Source organism: Verrucomicrobiota bacterium, assembly GCA_027622555.1.
Classification (GTDB): domain Bacteria; phylum Verrucomicrobiota; class Verrucomicrobiia; order Opitutales; family UBA2995; genus UBA2995.
Map to the genome: position 1 here is coordinate 41,112 of JAQBYJ010000002.1, position 20,708 is coordinate 61,819.

Annotated in this window: 16 protein-coding genes; 7 read left to right on the plus strand and 9 right to left on the minus strand. The window is 48.7% G+C overall.

Going from position 1 to position 20,708, the window contains the following annotated elements:
- Window positions 1-144: 144 nt before the first annotated feature.
- A complete protein-coding gene (locus tag O3C43_00920) occupies window positions 145-1,386 on the minus strand; it encodes a mandelate racemase/muconate lactonizing enzyme family protein (protein ID MDA1065040.1) in 1,242 nt (413 codons plus the stop codon).
- Window positions 1,387-1,398: 12 nt separating this feature from the next.
- A complete protein-coding gene (locus tag O3C43_00925; protein MDA1065041.1) occupies window positions 1,399-2,904 on the minus strand; it encodes a PQQ-dependent sugar dehydrogenase in 1,506 nt (501 codons plus the stop codon).
- Window positions 2,905-3,194: 290 nt separating this feature from the next.
- Between O3C43_00925 and O3C43_00930 the strand changes: the two genes are divergently transcribed.
- The 4 genes from O3C43_00930 to O3C43_00945 all read left to right on the plus strand — a co-directional run bounded on the left by O3C43_00930 (window position 3,195) and on the right by O3C43_00945 (window position 8,209).
- Window positions 3,195-4,511: an amidohydrolase/deacetylase family metallohydrolase gene (locus O3C43_00930; protein MDA1065042.1), complete on the plus strand. Its 1,317-nt coding sequence runs from the start codon at window positions 3,195-3,197 to the stop codon at window positions 4,509-4,511.
- Window positions 4,508-5,098, plus strand: a complete 591-nt coding sequence (locus O3C43_00935) for a RidA family protein (GenBank protein ID MDA1065043.1) — start codon at window positions 4,508-4,510, stop codon at window positions 5,096-5,098. The genes O3C43_00930 and O3C43_00935 overlap by 4 nt, the downstream gene beginning before the upstream one ends.
- A gap of 452 nt (window positions 5,099-5,550) precedes the next feature.
- On the plus strand, window positions 5,551-6,771 hold the full coding sequence (locus O3C43_00940; GenBank protein MDA1065044.1) for an aminotransferase class V-fold PLP-dependent enzyme: 1,221 nt from the start codon (window positions 5,551-5,553) through the stop codon (window positions 6,769-6,771).
- A 217-nt stretch (window positions 6,772-6,988) separates the two neighbouring features.
- Window positions 6,989-8,209, plus strand: a complete 1,221-nt coding sequence (locus O3C43_00945) for an aminotransferase class V-fold PLP-dependent enzyme (GenBank protein ID MDA1065045.1) — start codon at window positions 6,989-6,991, stop codon at window positions 8,207-8,209.
- Between the two features lie 238 nt (window positions 8,210-8,447).
- On the opposite strand, the gene O3C43_00950 is transcribed toward O3C43_00945, so the two are convergent.
- The gene (locus tag O3C43_00950; GenBank protein ID MDA1065046.1) at window positions 8,448-9,401 is read right to left on the minus strand and encodes an SGNH/GDSL hydrolase family protein; all 954 of its coding nucleotides are present in this window, start codon (window positions 9,399-9,401) and stop codon (window positions 8,448-8,450) included.
- 375 nt (window positions 9,402-9,776) lie between these two features.
- Window positions 9,777-10,832 (minus strand): hypothetical protein, encoded by a 1,056-nt coding sequence (locus tag O3C43_00955; protein MDA1065047.1) that lies wholly within the window; start codon window positions 10,830-10,832, stop codon window positions 9,777-9,779.
- Between the two features lie 600 nt (window positions 10,833-11,432).
- On the opposite strand from O3C43_00955, the gene O3C43_00960 reads away from it, so the two are divergent.
- From O3C43_00960 to O3C43_00970, 3 genes are all read left to right on the plus strand, one after another.
- On the plus strand, window positions 11,433-13,805 hold the full coding sequence (locus O3C43_00960; protein ID MDA1065048.1) for a hypothetical protein: 2,373 nt from the start codon (window positions 11,433-11,435) through the stop codon (window positions 13,803-13,805).
- Window positions 13,806-13,968: 163 nt separating this feature from the next.
- Window positions 13,969-15,450, plus strand: a complete 1,482-nt coding sequence (locus tag O3C43_00965; GenBank protein ID MDA1065049.1) for a hypothetical protein — start codon at window positions 13,969-13,971, stop codon at window positions 15,448-15,450.
- A 107-nt stretch (window positions 15,451-15,557) separates the two neighbouring features.
- Entirely contained in the window at window positions 15,558-17,342 is a 1,785-nt protein-coding gene (locus tag O3C43_00970; protein MDA1065050.1) for an amidase, read from the plus strand.
- A gap of 229 nt (window positions 17,343-17,571) precedes the next feature.
- Here O3C43_00970 and O3C43_00975 read toward each other — a convergent pair whose 3' ends face one another.
- The 5 genes from O3C43_00975 to O3C43_00995 form a co-directional block, all read right to left on the minus strand.
- Complete coding sequence (locus O3C43_00975) at window positions 17,572-17,934, minus strand: type II toxin-antitoxin system VapC family toxin (GenBank protein MDA1065051.1); 363 nt, start codon at window positions 17,932-17,934, stop codon at window positions 17,572-17,574.
- Window positions 17,931-18,152, minus strand: coding sequence for a ribbon-helix-helix domain-containing protein (locus O3C43_00980; GenBank protein ID MDA1065052.1), 222 nt, complete (start codon window positions 18,150-18,152; stop codon window positions 17,931-17,933). Before O3C43_00980 ends, O3C43_00975 begins: the two co-directional genes overlap by 4 nt.
- A gap of 435 nt (window positions 18,153-18,587) precedes the next feature.
- A complete protein-coding gene (locus tag O3C43_00985) occupies window positions 18,588-19,613 on the minus strand; it encodes a Fic family protein (GenBank protein ID MDA1065053.1) in 1,026 nt (341 codons plus the stop codon).
- Window positions 19,614-19,900: 287 nt separating this feature from the next.
- Window positions 19,901-20,134 (minus strand): hypothetical protein, encoded by a 234-nt coding sequence (locus tag O3C43_00990; protein MDA1065054.1) that lies wholly within the window; start codon window positions 20,132-20,134, stop codon window positions 19,901-19,903.
- A 142-nt stretch (window positions 20,135-20,276) separates the two neighbouring features.
- Window positions 20,277-20,480, minus strand: coding sequence for a hypothetical protein (locus tag O3C43_00995; GenBank protein MDA1065055.1), 204 nt, complete (start codon window positions 20,478-20,480; stop codon window positions 20,277-20,279).
- Window positions 20,481-20,708 lie beyond the last annotated feature (228 nt).

Below are 20,708 nucleotides of genomic sequence, written 5' to 3' on the forward strand. Positions count from 1 at the left end.
GAGATGTAGGAGCAAATTTATTCGCGACTTGAATATCCAAGACTCCAGATCGCGAACAGGTTTGTTCCTACAATTGAGTTTATATTTCGAGTTGCGATGAGTCCGATTGATTCAGGTTGAACGCCAGGTGTGTGATAATCTGAATCAGCCCCACCATTTTTCTCCTTGGACTAGATGCGCCTTAACCACATCTGGGTCGAGCTCGATTCCCAGGCCGGGCTTATCAGTCAGTTCTACGAATCCGTTCTTACACAACGGTTCATTGTGGACTATAACATCATCCATCCAGCCTCCGTTAAAGAAGACCGTTTCACAGGCGAGGTAATCACGAATGGATGATGCCCATTGAATAGATGCCATACCGTTCACGATGCTACCTGTATTATGATTGGCCATGGGGAGAAAGTAGAGGTCTGCCAGATCTGCCATTCGTTTACTTTCCAGAAACCCGCCCGAGTTGCGTAGGTCGGGGTGTAAGATGTCGATGGCGGCATTCGTCACAAAGGGGAGTGCTTCTGATCGGCGCATCCAGTTCTCTCCCGTGCAAATAGGAACCGGCGACATTTCCGCCAGGCGTTTCCAGCTTTCGGAGTAGGGGACTGGTAGAGGATCTTCCAGCCATAACGGTTTTATAGAGGCAACCACCTCGGCCAGATCAATGGCACTTCGAAGATCGAATTCCCAATGGCATCCGATCATAATGTCGTGGTCCCATCCCAATGCGTCGCGCGCGTTTTCAAATCCTTGGCGGAGGTTGCGAAGTTCCTTGCTGGAAAGCAGGCGATTGGATGGATCTTTTCCAAAGTCATTTTCTGGCTTTGTACGGAATGGGCCAAACTTGTGGCAGTTAATTCCGTTGGGTGTTTCCATCACTTCCTCGGCCCAATCACGACAGGCCTTTTTGTCGAGAAAATCTTTTGGAGTAGCGTGGTCGTACAATCGAACTTTGTCACGAAATCGGCCGCCTAATAATGTTGCCGATGGAACGTTCAGGATCTTCCCTGCCAAATCCCAGAGGGCCATTTCAATGCCACTAAAAGCGCGCTGTTGATGATGCGCACTGCCATCGGTGTAGCGATAACCGGTATAGAGTCGGTCGATTTCCAAAGGATCTTTTCCAATAAGGAATTCCTTCACTCCATGAATAGCTTCCACAATCCCCAGACCGGGAGAACCATAAGCCTCGGCGAATCCAAACAACCCTGCATCTGTTTCAATCTTTACCAGCGTATAGGTGCGCGCTCCATTCAGGAGCATGGTTTTAATATCGGTTATCTTGACCTTTCCTCTTTCGGAAGCCGCGTGCAGGGAATAGGATGAAAGCCAGGTGGCAGCTGTTGCCCCTGCCAATGTAGTCAAGAATGAGCGTCGTGATAATTGTGTCATCGTTTTCGTGGGTTAGGTATCAGGGGTAAGTCGGAGTAAGAATCCTCGTTGATCTACCAAAATATAGAGTGCTCCGTCAGGGCCAGTAGTTATATCCCGAATTCGTCCGCAATCTTTTAGGATGAATTCTGCTTCAGTGACTGTGTCACCCTCGATAATAAGCCGGCGAATGTTCTTATGTTTCAGAGAGGCTACCAACAGGTTGTGTTTCCATTTTGGGAAAAGAGGGCTGGTGTTGAATTCGATGGCGCTCAGGGCAGGGGAGGGGGTCCAATATTTCATGGGCTGGGCCATGCCTTCCCTCTCCTTGTAAGGCGTAAGCGGCGTGTTGTCAGAATGCAGTCCCATTGTGATTACGGGCCAACCCAAGTTAACTCCTTTGGTAATTCTGTTCAGCTCATCACCACCCATGGGACCATGTTCGGTCGACCAGATTTCGCCGGTTATTGGGTGAAACGCGAGTCCCTGGGCGTTGCGAGAGCCATAGGCAAAGATAGTTGGCAAAACGCCGGTAAGCCTCATGGCAGCAAATGGATTGTCTTTCGGGATTCTGCCATCGGGATGGATACGATGAATTTTACCTTCGGGTCTGGCCAGATTCTGCGCCTGTATCATCAGGTGACGGTCTCCAATGCTGAAATACAAATAGCCGTCCCGATCAAACAGCAGTCGTGAACCATAGTGATCCCGAACGAATGTGTAAGCATCTTCGGGTGCCGAGTAGATGACTTGCTGGTCTTTCCAATGCCCGTCTTTTATCCGACCTCGTACCACGCGCACCATGGACCGCTTGATTTCCTCGTTATCAAGAATTCTATCCGCTTCATGCGCGTAGACCAGATATATCCAACCGTTTTCGGCGTAATTCGGATCGGCTGCGATGTCGAGGTATCCCATACTTCCATCGTCCGACAGCATCACTGCAAGGGGAGTATCTGCTATTGGTTGCTCCACAACTTTGTTATCAATCAGTAAGCGTAGCGCTCCGCCGTGCTCGGTAAACACCGCTGTCCGATCGTCGAGAAAAGTAATTCCCCATGGTTTGCTTAGGCCTTTCGCCACTATTTCGATTTTTAAGCGGTAATGTTCGGTATCGAAATGGCTGGGAGGTGGAGGTGGCTCGACCCTGAGTTCCGCCTCCACCTTGAGAATGTATTCCAGAACCGCATCGATTTCCGGGTCTGTCAGAACTGTATTCCAGGGCACCATCGGAGTTCCTATAATACCGAACGCGATATTACGTCTGTGTTGACCATCTCCGGAACCGTAATTCCAAACACCATCAATAAAACTTGCAGCCTGTCCGCCTTCCAGGTTGGGCCCATGACAAACTGCGCAATGCGTGGTGTAAACTTCCTTCCCGGTACGATCAGCCCTGGATACGAGCGGAAATACTAACAGGCACAGAAACGCCAACACTGCGCGCCATGGCTGTACCAATCTTTTGAATAACGACTGTTCCGTGGGGAGTTCTTTTGCGGTTTTTGTTCGGATTTGGAATTTCAGGACCGTCATCATTTATTTGATAGAGGGTGCTTTGCTAATGCGTGCTGACACGAAAAATTTCGATGACTGGTATTTGGGGTATATATGCTCATCAATCTCGGTTGGGGATCTTGCTTTGAAGAAAGCGATTTGATGGTTAAATACAAATTGTAGCTGTGGCAATCTGTTAGAAACCTTGCATTTAAATTTTATCGCGGGATAATTTTGAGTGTCCGAGTACTTTGCTTGGACGATTCTTTCAAGCAGACTGCGAATGGTCTTGGTAATTAGTTTTTATGATTATGGGATTAATAAAATTACGAATGAAAATAATAACCAAACTTAAGAACTTTGCCTTAGGATTTCTTTGTGCGTTTTTGCCCCTAGGAACGTTTGGCCAAAACTATGACATCTTGCTTAAAGGTGGGCATGTCATTGATGCGAAAAATGATATCGATGGGGTTTTTGACGTGGCGATTACCGGTAACCGAATTGCGGCGGTTGCGGTGAATATTCCTGAAAATGAGGGAAAGCTCATTGTCGATGCATCCGGCCTGTATGTGACGCCAGGCTTGATTGACTTGCATGCCCACATGTTCTGGGGAACGAGCGAAGGGGATTACCTGGCAAATAGTTTCAGTGCCCTGCCGCCCGATGGATTTACTTTGCAGTATGGAGTGACCACCGCGGTGGACGCAGGAGGACCCGGCTGGAGGAACTTCGAGCTTTATAAACGCCAAACCATAGACAAGTCCACGACACGAATAAAAGTGTTTCTCAATATTGTGGGTTCCGGAATGAGCGGGGATCCCGACGAGCAAGACGTTGGTGATATGGATCCCAAATTGGCAGCCATGATGGCCTTTGAGCACCCGAATGAGATTGTCGGGATAAAGCTGGCTCATTTTAAAGGTCCTAATTGGATCCCCGTGCGAAAGGCGGTGGAGGCAGGTCGTTGGGCGAACATTCCTGTTATGGTCGATTTTGGTAGGTCTGAACCTTCTCTTTCAATTGAACATTTATTCCTGGAAGAATTGAGACCTGGTGACATTTACACTCATTGCTTTGCAGATGCCTTGGGTCGGGAATCGATTGTGGATGAATCGGGAAAACTTAAAGATTTTGTTCCAAAGGCCATTAAGCGCGGTCTGATTTTTGATGTAGGACACGGTGCGGGAAGCTTTCGTTGGTCTGTTGCTATTCCGGCTCTTGAACAAGGCATGCGACCTCAAACCATCAGCACCGATCTTCACACTGGCAGCATGAATAGAGGCATGAAAAATCAGCTCAACGTCATGTCAAAATTGCTAAATATTGGCATGACTTTGGAGGAAGTAATCCTGGCATCTACCTGGAAGCCTGCGCAGGTCATCAAAATGGATGAGGACCTGGGCCACCTCAGTGTCGGCGCTTTGGCCGATGTCGCTGTTCTTCGAAAATTAGCGGGAAAGTTTGGATTCATCGACGTCGCTAATACCCGGTTCGATGGGACTGAAAAGTTGGTCTGTGAACTGACGATTCTCGACGGAAAAGTAGTATGGGACCTGAACGGCATTTCTATGGAAAAGTGGGATGAAGCAATAATTCCGTCCGCTCCTGGACGATCGGAAGTTCTCAATTTTATTAATCCACCAAAATGAAAAACACAGTCAATATATCAGTTGTCGCCATCGCCTTCCTGGGCTTTTTTCTATTCATATTTTCGCCGTTTTTTAAGGACGGAAAAGAGAATACGGATACGAGTTTCGCTGCTCATCACGAGAGCTCGAGCTTTGAAGCGAATTTAAAGAAATCAGGAATTATTTTAAATACAGGAGCAAAGGCAAATGATCACTTTCTACCAGTCGTAGTTGCCGGGAATCTTGCTTTTCTGTCAGGGCATGGACCGAGAAAACCGGAAGGCGGTTCTGTCCAGGGAAAGGTAGGCAAAGACCTGACCATCGAGGAAGGTTATCATGCTGCACGTCTTACGATGATAGCGTTATTGTCATCCTTGAGAGAGGAGATCGGTAGTCTCGATCGGGTAAAGCGGATTGTGAAAGTACACGGCATGGTGAATTGCACGGCAGATTTTACGCAACAACCTGCGGTAATAAACGGAGCCACAGCTGTGTTGACCGAAATATTTGGTGACATGGGCAAGCCCGCTCGCGCCGCCGTTGGGATGGGATCTCTGCCCAGTAATATAGCGGTCGAGATCGAGATGATCGTGGAATTGCAGCCTTGAGAATATGAATTTACCGAGATGGTAAGAAAACTGAGATTTAAAGAATTGTTATGATTAATCTATCCTTGATTTACAATGTAGATTCATCCTCCGGTCGACTTGCCGAGTGTTCCTCCTTCCGCTCTCGGTCACGCAACATTGTGCGCTCCCTCGCTCCTCAGTCGTCAAGCTCGACATCTCGATCCGGTCAAGACCGCAATTCACTCGGAAATGTCGTGCGTCAATGCTACGTCGATTCGCCACCAAGGTGGCTCCTACCCTTAGATTCGGATAACGCGAATGTAGGAGTTAGCTTGCTGACGATTTTTCACACATTGACGGATCAAATATGGAGAGGCATCGAGCCGATTGCCTACGCAATTTCAATGGTGTCACCACCAATGCTGCATGTTCCTGAAGTAAAGGTAGGGTGGGATCGCCGATCGCGCCGAAATTCAAACCAATAAAATCCTATGATAAGCAGAAGAAAATTACTAAAACGGCTATCCAGCCTACCATTATTAGGTGGGCTTGCTGCTGGTGGGTTGGCACCGACAAAGTTACTCGCTGCAGAAAAATCCGTGAAGAGAAATTACTACGAGGAATTGGGCGTTCGGACGCTTATTAACGCCGCCGGAGCTTACACCACTCTCACTGCTTGCCTGATGCCCCGAGAAGTATTGGAAGCCTATACGGAGGCCGCTAAAGACTTTGTTTCATTAAACGATTTGCACGATGCTGTCGGCAAAAAGATTGCCGGTTTGGTGGGTTGTGAGGCCGCCATGGTTACCGCCGGAGCTGCCTCTGCCATGACCCTGGCAACAGCCGGTGTTTTGACAGGCACCGATGAGGACAAAGCTAAACGTATCCCGATTGATCTCAGTGGCATGAAAAACGAGGTGATTGTGCAAAAAGAGCATATTGTAGGGTATACTCACGCAGTCATAAACTGTGGCATCAAGCTGGTGGTTGTTGAGTCGCGAAAGGAATTGCTGAATGCGATCAATAAAAACACGGCCATGCTTTACTTTACTGACGTGCACAACTTTGACGGCTCGGTTCAAGAGGAGGAGTTTGTTCAAATAGGAAAGGAACGAAGCGTTCCAACTTTTAATGATGCTGCTGCCGCAGTACCGCCAAAAGAGAGTTTGTCAAGATACACCGATATGGGTTTCGACCTGGTGGCCATTTCCGGTGGCAAAGGAATTCGCGGACCTCAAAGCGCCGGGCTTTTGATTGGTCGAAAAGATCTGATTGAAGCAGCACGGTTCAATGCACCTCCTACGTCTGACCGTATTGGTCGGGGAATGAAGGTAAACAAGGAAGAAATGGTTGCTATGTGGATCGCACTGGAAAGGTACATGAAACACGATGTGGAGAAGGAGCATATGTTCTGGAAACAACAGATCGATTGGTTAGAAGATACTCTCTCACCTATTGACGGAGTAATAACCGAGAACTTCGTTCCTCAGCGTCCCAACAATGTGCCCACTTTAAAGTTGTCCTGGAACCGGAGCAAAATCCCGGCATCTGGATTTGATATCCAAAAAGCTCTCCGCGATGGAGAACCATCCATAGAGATTGCTAGAACTCACGAAGACGGATTTAACATCACCACCTGGATGTTGCAACCCGATCAGCTCGAAACCGTAGGTGCTCGGGTGAAGGCGGAACTTAAAAAGGCCCATGTTTGATCGGCCAACCACCCGATGCAATGTTAAGTTAAAACGATAGAAATTTCACTGATAAACAATGTCTCAAAACTAGAAAATATCGGCGGCAGAGCCTGCCTTCGCACAAGGCTTCGGCATGATGCGACAGGGATGCTCTTGCCCTACCAATTCGACCAAAAAAGGTAGGGCTACTGCGTCCTCGCAGTGCCGCTCATTCACTCAAATTTGGAGAAAAATTATGCCAAGCAGAAGAACAGTACTAAAACAGTTATCGAGTCTACCAGTAATTGGAGGAGTTGCAGTTGGTGGATTAATAGGTGGCAGGGAAGTTTCCGGCGCCAGTCACTCTCAAAGAGATTATTACAAGGAGCTTGGGCTGAAAACATTTATAAATGCAGCTGGTACCTACACGGCTTTGACGGGATGCCTGATGCCCAAGGAGGTCATTGATGCCTATACCTATGCGTCAAACGAATACGTGGGGCTCAACGAACTGCAGGACGCCGTTGGCAAGAAGATTGCCGAAATGATTGGTTGCGAGGCGGCCATGGTAACGGCCGGTGCTGCTTCGGCAATGACGCTAGGGACCGCAGGTATCTTAACCGGAACCGATGACGACAAGGCCAAGAGGATTCCCAATGATCTTAGTGGTATGAAGGACGAAGTAATCGTTCAGGAATCGCATGTTATCGGTTATTCGCATGCTATAAAAAACTGTGGCGTTAAATTGATCGTTGTTAAAACACGGAACGAGCTGATCAACGCGATTAACGACAAGACAGCCATGCTTTATTTTACGAACTATGCGAACAACGATGGTCAGGTGCAGGACAAGGAGTTTGCAGAGATTGGAAAACGATATGGTATTCCTTCATTAAACGATGCGGCTGCCGATACGCCCCCAAAGAATCGGCTTTCGATGTACATCGATATGGGTTTCGACCTCGTCACGTTTTCCGGCGGTAAGGGTATCAGGGGGCCACAAAGTGCCGGGTTGTTGTATGGAAGAAAAGACCTGATCGAGGCTGCGCGTTTTAACGCTCCTCCCAACGGCGATCGAATTGGTCGCGGAATGAAAGTAAACAAGGAAGAGATCGTCGCGATGTGGATAGCCTTGGAGACATTTTTGAAAATGGATTTGGATAAGGAATGGAAACTCTGGGAAAAACAGATCGATCTGATTGAACGTGCGGCTTCCTCGGTGGATGGCATCACTACCAAAATTTATGTGCCGGAAATCAACAACCATGTTCCTACACTGGACATTAGTTGGGATACTGCCAGATTCCCTATGTCGGGTACCGAATTTCAAACAGCATTACGTGATGGTTCCCCTTCAATCGCTGTCGCCCGTCCGGCTGAAAATTCTGTCAACATTACTACCTGGATGATGGTCCCAGGACAAGAAAAGGTAGTAGCCAGACGCATAAAGGAGGAATTGCAAAAGGCCCGCGCCTGAGCAGGGCTTTTCACATATGGAACTTAATACAAATAATTTGTAGCTGCTTCAGCTGCGATTATCCTGGGAACGCCTAGCCCAAGCTTGGCATCTCTGGAATCGATTCTCAGCTAAAGACTCCTGCACCCGGCCCATTAATCTTTCACTCGAAATTTCCTTGGGAACAAGGCCTGTATTATAAAACTTATCCGGTTTTCAAAGGTCTGGATCTCCCCATCTGGTGGAGTTGATGTGTTGATCACCTAACAAGGACCTGAATCTGCTCCCAGATCGGCGCGGCCTTTTTTTGAGCCTCTTCAAGTGGAAAGCCTGTTTTCGTATTAGGGCGTTTGTGTCCGCAATGGGTGAGCCAGGCATCGCGCAACAATTGCTGTCGCTCTGAAACCAAATTCTGCAAAGCCGGATCGACTTTCACTGCGGAATCGAATCCCCAATAGTTGAGTAGATTGTTCGCAATGATTCGGTGGCCGTCTTCGTTAAAGTGTACGCCATCGTTGGACATAACATAGTCAGGGTTGCTGTTTCTTTGCTCGGCGATGTATTTGAGTATCGGTCCGCGAATGTCGATGACCGCCTCAACACGATCATCCTTCAAAGATAGCTGCCAATTCGAATAGTCTTCCAGGACGGAGTCGTAGTTTTCGTAGATGGAAAACCAGGCAAACTTGGGAGCATCCTTCGGCAGGAGCTTTCCTTGTTTGCGTTGAGGCAAGGGATCAAAGGGTGGGGGTGTAAGCAAAATCAGTTTTGCACCCGAGGCGTGGACTTTGTTAATCAGTTCGTTGATTCCGTTTTTGTGGGCTACAAAACGATCGGGATTTTGCGGGTAATACATGCCGTCGTTCATGCCGTAGCAGGCAATCACGATGTCTGGCTTCATGATGGTTAAAACTCGATCTAAACGCTCGTGAACATTGGGCCTGGGAAACGGATGATCCGGCTCAGACAAACCGCTCGTGGTTTCGCTGGGCAGACCCAGATTCAGGATATCCAACTTCAACCCGGGCGCCTGTGTCAGCAGCGACGCCTCGATGAAGTTCACATATTGCTGGGTGTAGGTGTTTGAGTCGCCCAGAAACACAACGCGCTGTCCGGATTTTAGAAAAGGAGCCTGTGGTGAACATGCCACAAAAGTTGTGAGCACTCCTGTAGCTGCAATTAACAAACGAAATCGTTTCAAATTTTTATCCATGCTCGAAAGAATGGGACAGGATAGCGGTGATGCGCGATGATATTTCTTTTCAAGTCAACTAAGCAGTAATTAATCCGGGTAGCCGATTTGTGAGCTGATATTATTTGAGATTGTTTGGCTGTATTTTTGTCTCTCGTGACAGCAGACTTAAATCGGTTCCGACATTGACGCTCTGCCTCAACGCGGCTAAAAATTTGGTAATTCAAACCAATTATTGTTTTCAATTAATCACAGCATGCACCACTTGATTCGTTTCCTGCTACTTCCCATTGGCGGAATTTGGTGTGACCCACGATTCCTCCGGACCTTCATCCTGTTTCTCTGTACGACCACTTTGCCGATGTTGCTCAACGCGCAAACTCTGATCGACGACTTTTAATCCGCCCGGTGCTCATTGATAAAACCCGTCACATCCTTCATTATTTGCTCCACGGTCTCGAGGGTGGCTCCGGTTCTCGTGGTGCCCCAATAGAAACCGTGCGTCACGCCGGGATATGAAATACTGGAAATGTCTTTTCCCAGTTTTTTCATTTCCGGGATCAGGATTTCGAAATTGGTTTTATAAAGACCGACATGGTTTCCTTGTAAAACCAAAACCGGGCATGTGATTTCTTTCATCCACGCGCGCATTTCTAATTGCCGTTGTGAGGTAAACAACTCCTGGGGATTTTCCATGATGCTTCTGTAATCGGACGTTCCTGCTGATTGACCGGTTCTGGGGTCGAGAGGAACTACGGTGGCCGGTTCACCGGCTATGACGCAGGCCAGGTCAGTTTTTGATGCGGTTACGATAGCCAGGATAGCACCGCCGCTGCCTCCATAGAGGATCACTTTGTCCGCGTCCACACCGGGGAGTGTTTTTGCTTTTTCCACAATTAATGCAGCATCGTTGACTGCATCGTAAAAGCCGGTGGGGCTTTCGTTGTTGCCTTTCCAATACGCCCTTCTTGTAGATGCGATGGTTATAAAGCCTTTTTCAAGGAAGCGTGTCTGAATTGGCTGGGTCAGTAAATTGTTTTTGAGGCCTTGCAGATTGGATTGGCCTCCTCCTCCATGGAAAAACAGAATGGTCGGGTGTGGCCCTTTCCCTGGCGGGGTTCGATAGGCAAAGCTCAGATCCACACCGTCCGCAGATTTCAACTTCACTTCCTTAACCGGAGAAATTGACTCTGGAATATCAATTCCAGGAATGTGCGATGTAGAAACAAGGTTGTCGCCTTGGGAGGGGTCGCGCTCTGCGGGGGTGTTACTTTGTTGGGGTTGTCGTGCTTTTTGGCGATGGGCTCGCGCTTCTTCGCGCGTCAACTTTCCGTCGCCATTCGCGTCCGCTTCCGGATTACTTTTGAAATAGTCCGCAACCTGCTGGTCCAACTGTGCGGATAATTGAATGAAGAAGAATAAGGTAATGATACTTATGATGAATGTTTTCATAGGGGTAAATAATTGGTTTTTCAGATTCTAGACGAATTTGATCTACGGACTCAAGGTTTATGGTTCTGTAGGACGAATGATACACCAAATTCTCATCTATTGGAATTCGCGATGTGAAAGACTCCATTGAAGCATGAAAAAGAATGGAATTGTCAGGCATGCTTTCGCGGCTGAGGATCGAGCGAAAGATTGTTTCCAGCTATGTCTACCCTAATGTTTCAATCGCCTTTGAAAGAGCAGGCTTTATCTCATTAAAATTCAGTGTGTTATGGATATTAGTATAAACTTTTCAATCACCACTATTAGTGACGTTACAAAATTGCCCTTTCGAAGGCTAAAATCAACATGCGCGAATAACTGCGTTCCAGCCCGCAACCCGCTTGGTTACGTAGAATACTACGCTCCCGCGCTTGCTTGCAAACTGCGCCTTGTTCTTCATCACATCTAGATTTTTTGAAACTATGAGGTGAAGACACCTGGAACTTTTCGGCGTCCAATTCGAAACTCAACGGCGACGCATCCGAAGGCGTTGAGTTCATCAACAAAGGAAGCGGAACCATTGGCCGCACGGGCGGTGGCATCGCGCGTATGGAGATTCCAATGACCAATGAAGGAGGAAGCTTCAATATTGAGGATGGCCAGCTGAATATCATCAAAACATCCGACATTGAAGGTGGTTCGATTGGCGTGGCTGGAAACTCCACCCTGCAATTCCAAAATATCGCCGGGCAGCTGATCACCTTCACTCAAGACACCGCAATAAGTGGCGTGGGCAATGTGGTCTTCGCAGGCGTAGGCAAGGTGGTGGTCGACGGCAACCTGTCCTCACGGCTCACGTTTCCGGACTCAACCAGCGGTTTTTATTTTGCCAATGGCAGCACCGTCGAAATCAACGGCACGGTTACCAATCTAAGTTTTGGTGAAGCCCTGTGGAATGGTACCTATGTCCAGGGAGAGGGAGAATACATCAACGAGGGCACTTTGGAAATCCAGGGACAGAGGTTGCTGACAACTCTGGTAAACAATCCAGCGGGTGTCGTAAATCAAACCGGTGACTTGCAGTTGGCGGGCGGCACGATCAATATTCAGGAAAACTCCGTCTACAACCTGTTCAACGGAAACGTTGTCAACGGTGGCGGAGTCAACGAACTGGTGGTTCTTGGTTCGTTAAACAAAAAAGCAAGCAGCACACTTTCCTCGACCATCCATGTTCCTATCAAAGCACTCAACAATGCATTGATCGCGGTAGAAGCGGATGCCACCAAAGACCTTTTCTTAAACGCGGGAGGTGTAATCAGTAATAAGACCAAGCTTTCAATAGCCGCAAGAGGCAGCCGGCTTCTACTCCAATCAGGCACTTTCACTTCAGGAGAACTGGGGTCTGAAGTTGAAGTCGAGGGAGGAGGAAAATTTGTTATTTCCTCCAATGCAAATTGGACGCTGAACAATCCGGGGGATCGAGTATTTTTTCGTCAATATTATATTGAAGATCTTTTGGAAACTTCCAGGGGTGTTGATCTATTGGGAACATTAAAGGCAGCGGCTGGGGCAAGCTTTATGAACGAGAGTCTTTTTTTCTGGAACGGCGGAACTATCGAAGGCGGAACCTCTAGCATACCAGCCTTTTTAAACGTAAATTCAAATACCACCGAGCTTGTTGCCTGGGTCCAAATCGAGGGAAACTGTACGTTAAACGGATTTTTTCGGAACGAGTGGACAGTAACCATGGAGACAGGAAGCCTCAACCTGACAGAAGGCAGTGAATTCCAGAATCACGGTGGTTTCGGTGTCAACTCCGGAAGCTCATCCATTCTTGGACCAGGGACATTCATGAATTACGGTAGTGTTACCGCGGAAGGAAATGTCAATGTTTCGAGTAGATTCCATCCGAACAATGGTACTGTTTTCATCCTTGGCTCCCACTCCGGATCGATGACTCTCACCAACCTTATTGATACGGTCGAAGACGATACTTTGAAACTGGGGAAATGGGTGATTTTCGAAAACGGCACCTTGAACATACCCGGACATACCATCAAAAGAGTTGGAGCTGGTGCCGAAGTTGAATTTCACAAAGGAGCAACTTTTCCTCAATTTCAACCCGACTTGATTGAACCCGGTGGCAATGTCGTTTTCAAAGGCGATTTCGAATTTCCGGGTGCCTTGAATAATGCAGGCAAGTTGCTCAGTGAATCGGCGCGACTGAACGCAACCAAGGTTGAAAACGAATCCAATGGGAAAATTGAATCAGCCCTGCAATTTCTCAACGAATCCATCGTTATAGCAAAAGGCAACGTACCCTTTGAGTCAGTGACCTACGAAAAGGGCTTCGCGGTTTCCGAAGGCTTCGAAAACGCCGGCTACCTCTATCCAGGTGGAACAGGCGCGCCTGGCTACTTCCCAATTACCGGTGAATTTACTCAAACAGCCTCCGGCATCATCGACCTGGAACTGGGTGGCAAAACCAACGCAGCCGAAACGCCTGCGGAATACGACCAGCTCGCCGTGATCGGAACCGCCACACTCAATGGCAACCTGCTGGTCCGTTTCCTGGATGACTTTGCCGGCGCCATCCAGGCCTCCGACAGCTTCACCATCCTGAAAGCCACCACCATCACCGGCGCTTTTTCCAACGCGCCGAACGGGGGCCGGGTCCACCTGGTCGACGACACGGGTTCCTTCCTCGTCACCTACTCGGAGAAGGACGTTACGCTTACTGATTTCCAACCCGGACCCGGCGAAGATGCGCCTGAGGAGCCAACTCTGGTTGTGGAATTTTCCGAAGGGACCAACTCCGCAACCCTCTCTGTTATTGGAGATCCGGGGGAAGCCTATTTCCTGGAATCTTCGTTGAAATTTATTGGTTGGGATATTATCACGGAAGTCCTGCTCGACGAACAAGGGATGGCCGTTCACCAGCAGCCATTAAACGTGGAAGCAACTCAGCATTTCTTTCGCACCCGAATCAAGTGATTCCACTCAAAAGTTTTAGTTCACACATCTTATGCTTCACACTTTCCCTACTCGCCAACAAATTCTCGAATCTTCAGCTCGAAGACAAAATCACAATACTCACTTACCAAAAAAGATGAACCGTTGGGTGCCGCGTAAACCTCCATTCAAATTTTTTCGTTTTTTGTGTATTATTACATTGGTAGTTTCAATTACGGTTGAAGCTGAGGAAGCAGGATATCGCTTTGTATCCGTTCAAACGATGCTGGGGCCCTGTTGTACCGATCAAGGTAACGATCTGATAGTAGATTCCGATGGCGGGGTCCTCATTTCCGGTTCCCGGGGAGGTCTCGATCTGGATCGCGACGGTTCTGTGGATGTTCAAACATTTGGTTCACCTGATCCGTTGATCCTGAAGTGGTTTGAGGAAAACAAAAACGAAAAGGGTTGGGTCCAGGGACCCGGGGGACCCAAAGCAGATGCGGCTTATGGTGTTGCCTCAGATCGCCAGCATGGAGTCTACGCCGTGGGTAATTTCAGCGAAAGTATGCGCATTGCAGGTGGTACCATTTTTTCAGCGGGCAAGATGGATGGATTTATTGTCCGCTACAACGCGACTGGAAAAACCTTATGGGCAAAACCGCTTGGCGGAGAAGACGCCGATGATTTTGTCGACATCGATAGTGATCAAGAGGGTAACAGTTTTATTATTGGAACCATAAGAGGAGCGGTGGACATTGACCGCGACGGTACGATTGATGCCACATCAATGGGTGAGTCCTCTGCTCTTCTCGCTTCCTTCGATCCCAATGGAAACCTGCGTTGGGCGAAAGTGTTGGGAGGAGATGCCACCGTATCAGGACGGGCAATCCGACTGGGCGAACAAGGTGAAATTTATATCGGTGGTCACTACAGTAAGGGTGCGCTGGATTTGGATGGCGATGGTTCTCCGGACAGCCTGGGAATCAACAGTTCCAGCGAAAGCAGTGTTACTCCACAGACCGATTTCAACAGCTTTTATGCTCAATTTGACTCATCCGGAAAAATGCTCTGGGTAAAAATTATTTCCGGACCGGCGATGCAAATTATCGGTTCTATGGCTGTAACTGGAAACGGAGACTTGTTGGTGCTTGGTGGATTTACGGGTTCAACGGATTTGGACGACGATGGAAAAATCGACATGGAATTACAAAGCATGGGAGATCGAAAATACATGCATCACGCTGATGGAAACGCCTTTCTTATTCGTGCCAGCCCAATGGGAAAAACCATCTGGGCGCGTCAATTTTTCGCTTCACCCAGCCATGTAACAGCAGACAAGACCCGGATCGTCATCACAGGAACCTATGCCAATGACCTCGACCTGGACGGTGACGGAATCCTTGAACGCGAAGCAGACCCCGATGAAAGACTTGAAGGGTTTTCTGCTGTTCTGGATGATCAAGGACGAGTCAAACACGTGTTTACCATTGTGGGAGGAGATAGTGACGTAGCCAACGCGGCAGGATTTTCACCCGATGGAAACAAGCTCTATGTAACCGGCTACACCAGACTCGGTGCCGATTTTGATAATGACGGACAAATTGAAAGCGCTTCCGCTTGTCACCAGCTTGGAGATCTCTTCCTTGTGGTCTATGATGTGACGGATAAAAAACAAGGTTTGTAGAAAACGTCGATGTTGAGCTTCCACTAGCCCAAATACAGTTCACGTTCACCGTTCCAGCCCAACAACCTGATCTTGATAAAATCATCGGGTCATTCTAACAATGGAGCATGCCAAAGTTAAATGCTACGCTAAACCGCCGCCATTTCATCACCGCCACTGGAGCCAGTCTGGGACTTCTGGTTGGCGGTTGTAAACCCAAAGCGGACAACCTGCCCGCTGCGGATATCAAACCAGAAGAAGAAACGACTCCGAAGGTCGTATCGACTCCGGTCAATGAAACGGTTTCCAAACCAACCCACGCGGTCGAGGAACTCTTGGACATCGACTATACGGAAAAAGAGTGGGACCAACTGCTGACGGGCTTTGACGACCAGATCGACCTATTGAGGAAAACCAGAGCCCTAAACCACCCGAATTCCCTCGCTCCGGCACAAGTGTTTGATCCCCGACTGCCGGGAGTGAAATACAATTCAGACAACGACGTTTTCCGTTTGGCGGCCAAATCGAGCAACTTACCAACAAACCAAGAGGACATCGCTTTCGCACCCGCCACTCAACTAAGTCATTGGATTCAATCCAAACAGATATCGAGTCTCGAACTTACCGAGCTCTACCTTCAACGCATTCAGAAGCACAATCCAACCCTGCAATGTTTCATTACGGTAACTGCGGACCTGGCACGACAACAGGCACAACAGGCCGATGAGGAAATCCAAAGCGGAAAATACCGCGGACCACTTCATGGGCTACCATACGGATTGAAGGATCTTTTCGACACCAAAGGAATTTCCACGACCTGGGGAGCTGCTCCTTATAAAGAAAACGTTCCTGAGTCAGATGCCCACATAGTCAAAAAACTTCGGGATGTCGGCGCAGTATTGTTGGGTAAAACCAGCTGCGGAGCCCTGGCGTATGGAGACATCTGGTACGGCGGCGTAACGCGTAATCCGTGGGATACGCGAGAAGGCTCATCGGGCTCGAGCGCAGGTTCGGCTTCCGCAACCGCCGCTGGCCTGGTCGCTTTTTCCATCGGAACTGAAACACTGGGTTCAATCGTCAGCCCTTCAGTCAGATGCGGAGTGACGGGATTGCGCCCGACATTTGGACGGGTCGGAAGATCCGGTGGCATGACTCTCTGTTGGAGCCTCGACAAAATTGGCGCCATTTGTAAATCGGTCGAAGATACCGCATTGGTCCTCAAGGCAATCAATGGAATCGACTCCGACGACGCATCCTCCATTCCAACGGAATTCGGCTACGATCTGGGCATCGATTTAACCCAACTTCGGGTTGGCTACGATCCACTGTTCTTCAGCGATCAAGAAAAACATGCGGTCAACCGTGAGGTGCTGGAGTCCTTGAAAACCATCGGGGTACAATTACATGAGATAACACTTCCTGCAAGGGATGCCGAGCCACTCATGCTACAACTCGATGTCGAAGCTGCGGCAGCATTCGAAGAACTTACCCTTTCAAACCGGGATGATGAGCTTCGTTGGCAGGTAGATAAAGCCTGGCCAAACAGTTTTCGGCAGGCCCGGTTAGTCCCAGCCGTGGATTACATTCAAGCCGATCGCCTCAGGCGCTTGTTCATGCAAGACATGCATATGCTTTTCCAGGAGGTAGATGTTATTATCGGAGACAACTTTGGCGGCGGAATGTTGAGAATCACCAATTTCACCGGACACCCTCAACTCACGCTACCCTGCGGATTTTCAGATCGAAAGATTCAAACAGCCTTTGAAGAAACGAAAGTAGTCGAAGGAGAAATGGGGAATTTTCCAGCAAGTATTGGCTTGTGGGGTACACTCTTTGGTGAAGGTAAATTACTTGCCCTGGGACACGCTCTGGAAGAACAGATGAATGTGAATTCGAAAAGACCGTCGCTTTGACATGATCAAATCCAGGCCCTCGGTTTTAATAGAACAGGCAATAGCCGCAAAAGAGCGCAAAGAGCACAAAAACAGTATTTCGCCGGGAACGCCAATCCCCAGATTTGCATTTTTGGAAGACTGCATGATCTCACGATCATGAGACCAAGGAGAAGTCAGTAGGTGAGTTTTTGAAACCAATCAGACGATTCATTACCCGCCATTCAGATTCCAGATATCCGACCTAGATTTAGTAGGGAACGCGAACATCGGGCCACACGCTCTTAAAGTCTTTTGTATTTCTGGATACCAGCATGCAACCCTCGACTCTTGCCGTTGCGTAAACGATGGCATCTGGCACTTTGAGCCGATGATCCCGCCGCAGTTGGATGGTCATGTCTGCAACTTCCGTTGATAACCCGACCACTTCAAGTGATGAGAGGAAGCCTCGAATTATGTTTTCCTCCTCAGGCTCATAAGCACCCGCCAATACCTCGATATAGGTAACCACACTGATAAGACGGGTCTGATAAAGCGAAAGCTCTTTGGATGCGGCTTCGATCCCATTCAGATAATCAATCAGGATATTCGTATCAAAAACGGCCTTCATCACCTATCCCACTCAGACCGCAGACTTTCCTGATACTCCAATCCATCACGGCCCCTTTTCTTCCATAAGCCAAAGGCGGCATCCGATGCGGGCAGGGATTTCTGTTGTAAATACTCCGCTATCGCCTCGCGGATCAAGGCTGCCCGGGAACGCTTTTGCATGCGACCGACACGATCAAGGCTTTCAATAACCTCATCCGGAACTTCTATGATAGTTCTCATTTGAGTCATCATGCACCGTCATCACATAAAAGCAAGTGGTTTTTCAAGAGGAAAAAAACGGCCATATTGGAGAGTTCAATGCTCCTTCCCGCTTAATTATCTTTCAGATCCATTCACCTCAAAGAGTCACTCCTCTCCACCTGCAAACTGCAGTTTGAAAAACGCCCGGGGTGCCAGAGAGGTATAGTCAATATCCAGGTAGTCACCGGAAAGCTGAGGGGGAGCGTACGGGGTCGGGGGGAGCGTACGGGGTCGTGTCTCGATTTTTGATAGATAATCTTAAAAGAAATCTAAATTTGAGGTGTTCAGCCAGGCGAATCTCATTTGTCAAGAATCGAGACATGACCCTGTTGTCACTCCTATGACCCTGTTGTCACTCCTGTTGTCACTCTCCTGTTGTCACTCTCTGTTGTCACTCTGTCCCATTCAGTTTGTTCATGAAGTCAAATCGGAATTGGTTTGTTTTAGAGCGTAGCGTCCAGTCTTCTTTCCGCCGATCTTTTCGACGATGCCGGCATCTATCAGAGGACGCAGGAGATTCATGGCACCTTGCCGGGATACCGCAAGGGCTTCCCATAGCTCAGCGGGAGCGAGGCTGCCGTGGTCCCTAAGCAGGTTGAGCAACTGTTCCTGCCTGGGGCGTAAAACGAGTTTTTCCTGAGATTGGATGTTGAACGCCTGAACACGCAGCCACACTTTCACGAGAGTCTGCCTTATTCCTTCAGCCGAGTATTCCAACCATCCCGAAAGGTCCTCGCCGGACTTCCGAGGGGCGTCTAGGGCGGAATAATAGGCCGGGCGGTTCTCCCAGTAATATTCATCCACCGAAAAGATGTGATGGCTGTCGAAGCCACGCCGGTACAGTTCCCACAGGGCCAGTGCCCGACCTGTGCGGCCGTTGCCATCGGCAAAGGGGTGTATGGTTTCAAATCGGTGGTGGAGTATAGCCGAGCTCAACACTGGTGAAAGCTTCGTGGACCGGGTGTTCCACCATTCCAGAAGTTCAAACATCAGGCCCGAAACCTCGGCAGCAGCAGGCGGCATATGTTTGCCCACCCGAACCCCAATAGTCCGGTACGTTCCTGCATCACCCTGATCCATTACCCCATCGGCTAGTATCCGGTGCAGCTCAAACAGCTCTTCGTGCCGAATCTTTTTTATATTCGCCTGGTTTTCAACAAATCGCAATCCGACAAAATAGTTTAGCACTTCGCGTCGGGAACGGCTGTCTGTAGCAGTAAGCTCCCGACCTTCCTCCAGAGCTCGCACTTGCGTAAGCGTCAGCGGATTCCCTTCGATAGCGGTAGACGCATGAACGTTACGCGTGCGCGTGTCTTTCTGCAAGGCGGGTATCCACGAAAGCTCCACCGTCGCACCCTGTATGCGCTCTCGCAGCGCAGCGATTTCCTCCACCAGCGACAACAGCTGTGAAGTGATAGAGAACAGGGGTTCGTAGGGCATGAAATAAGTCAACCGTAAGTCAACTTATATGTCAAGTCCTCAGAGTTCCGTAAGCACCTCATGTTTCATTCCCGGGCTCTATCCCAAAGTAATTCTGAAGAACGGCTGGTGGCGAAGTTGCTATTATCAATCTCTAACAGATCTTCATTGAGTGTGTATCGGATTGATTCCAATGCAGTCCAAGTCGGTATATTGGAGCTAATCTGACAGCTTTGGAATCTGCGCCAGCGCGCCATTCGCTTCCATGCGTCTTACATTAGCCAATTGCTCTGCCATGTCCGTCTCCACTATGTCCATGATCGCGATAAATTCCGGATCACTTCGAAGTGGGTCTCTTCTGGCAGCACAACGGCAAGAACTTTGCCGCGGAATTTAAATACGGTGACGCCCCCCGACGCAGCAAGGCAATGACCGCGGCACTCAACGATCTCAAGCTCGACCATTTCTGGATCATCTACCCAGGGGCTCAAAGCTACCCCGTGGGCGAGAAGATCATCGTTCAATCCATTTCCGAGATCCAATCCATTTTCATCTGATCAAAGTAGAGTAGCAGATTTTATTACATCCGCTTTAAGTGCCCACATCGGGATAAATTGGTTAACGGCCATCAAAAATATCCAGTCCACATTTGTGGTCCAAAAAACCTCACCCAAAAGTCACCACTTATTCTCCTCCCCCACCGTCCGAGAAGACCACCTTGAAAAATGCCCCGGGAGCTAAGGTGCTGAAGTCGATCTCCAGGAAGTCGCCGGAAAGCTGAGGGGGAGCGTACGGGGTCGTGTCTCGATTCTTGATAGATAATCTTAAAAGAAATCTAAATTTGAGGTGTTCAGCCAGGCGAATCTCATTTGTCAAGAATAGAGACATGACCCTGTTGTCACCTGCATGACCCTGTTGTCACCTGCTCTGTTGTCACCTGCTGGACATGAGTGAGTGAGAAAGTAAGCGGAGTTCCTGATAGATTTCCTCGTACAGCTGGTCGCTTGGTACGGTGTCTTCTTCACTGTCAGAGGGAGACGCTTTATCCATCAAAAGAAGAGTGTGGAGTTTTAGAACCTCCCTTCAATACGAAATGTTAGCTCGGAGGTGGAAGAT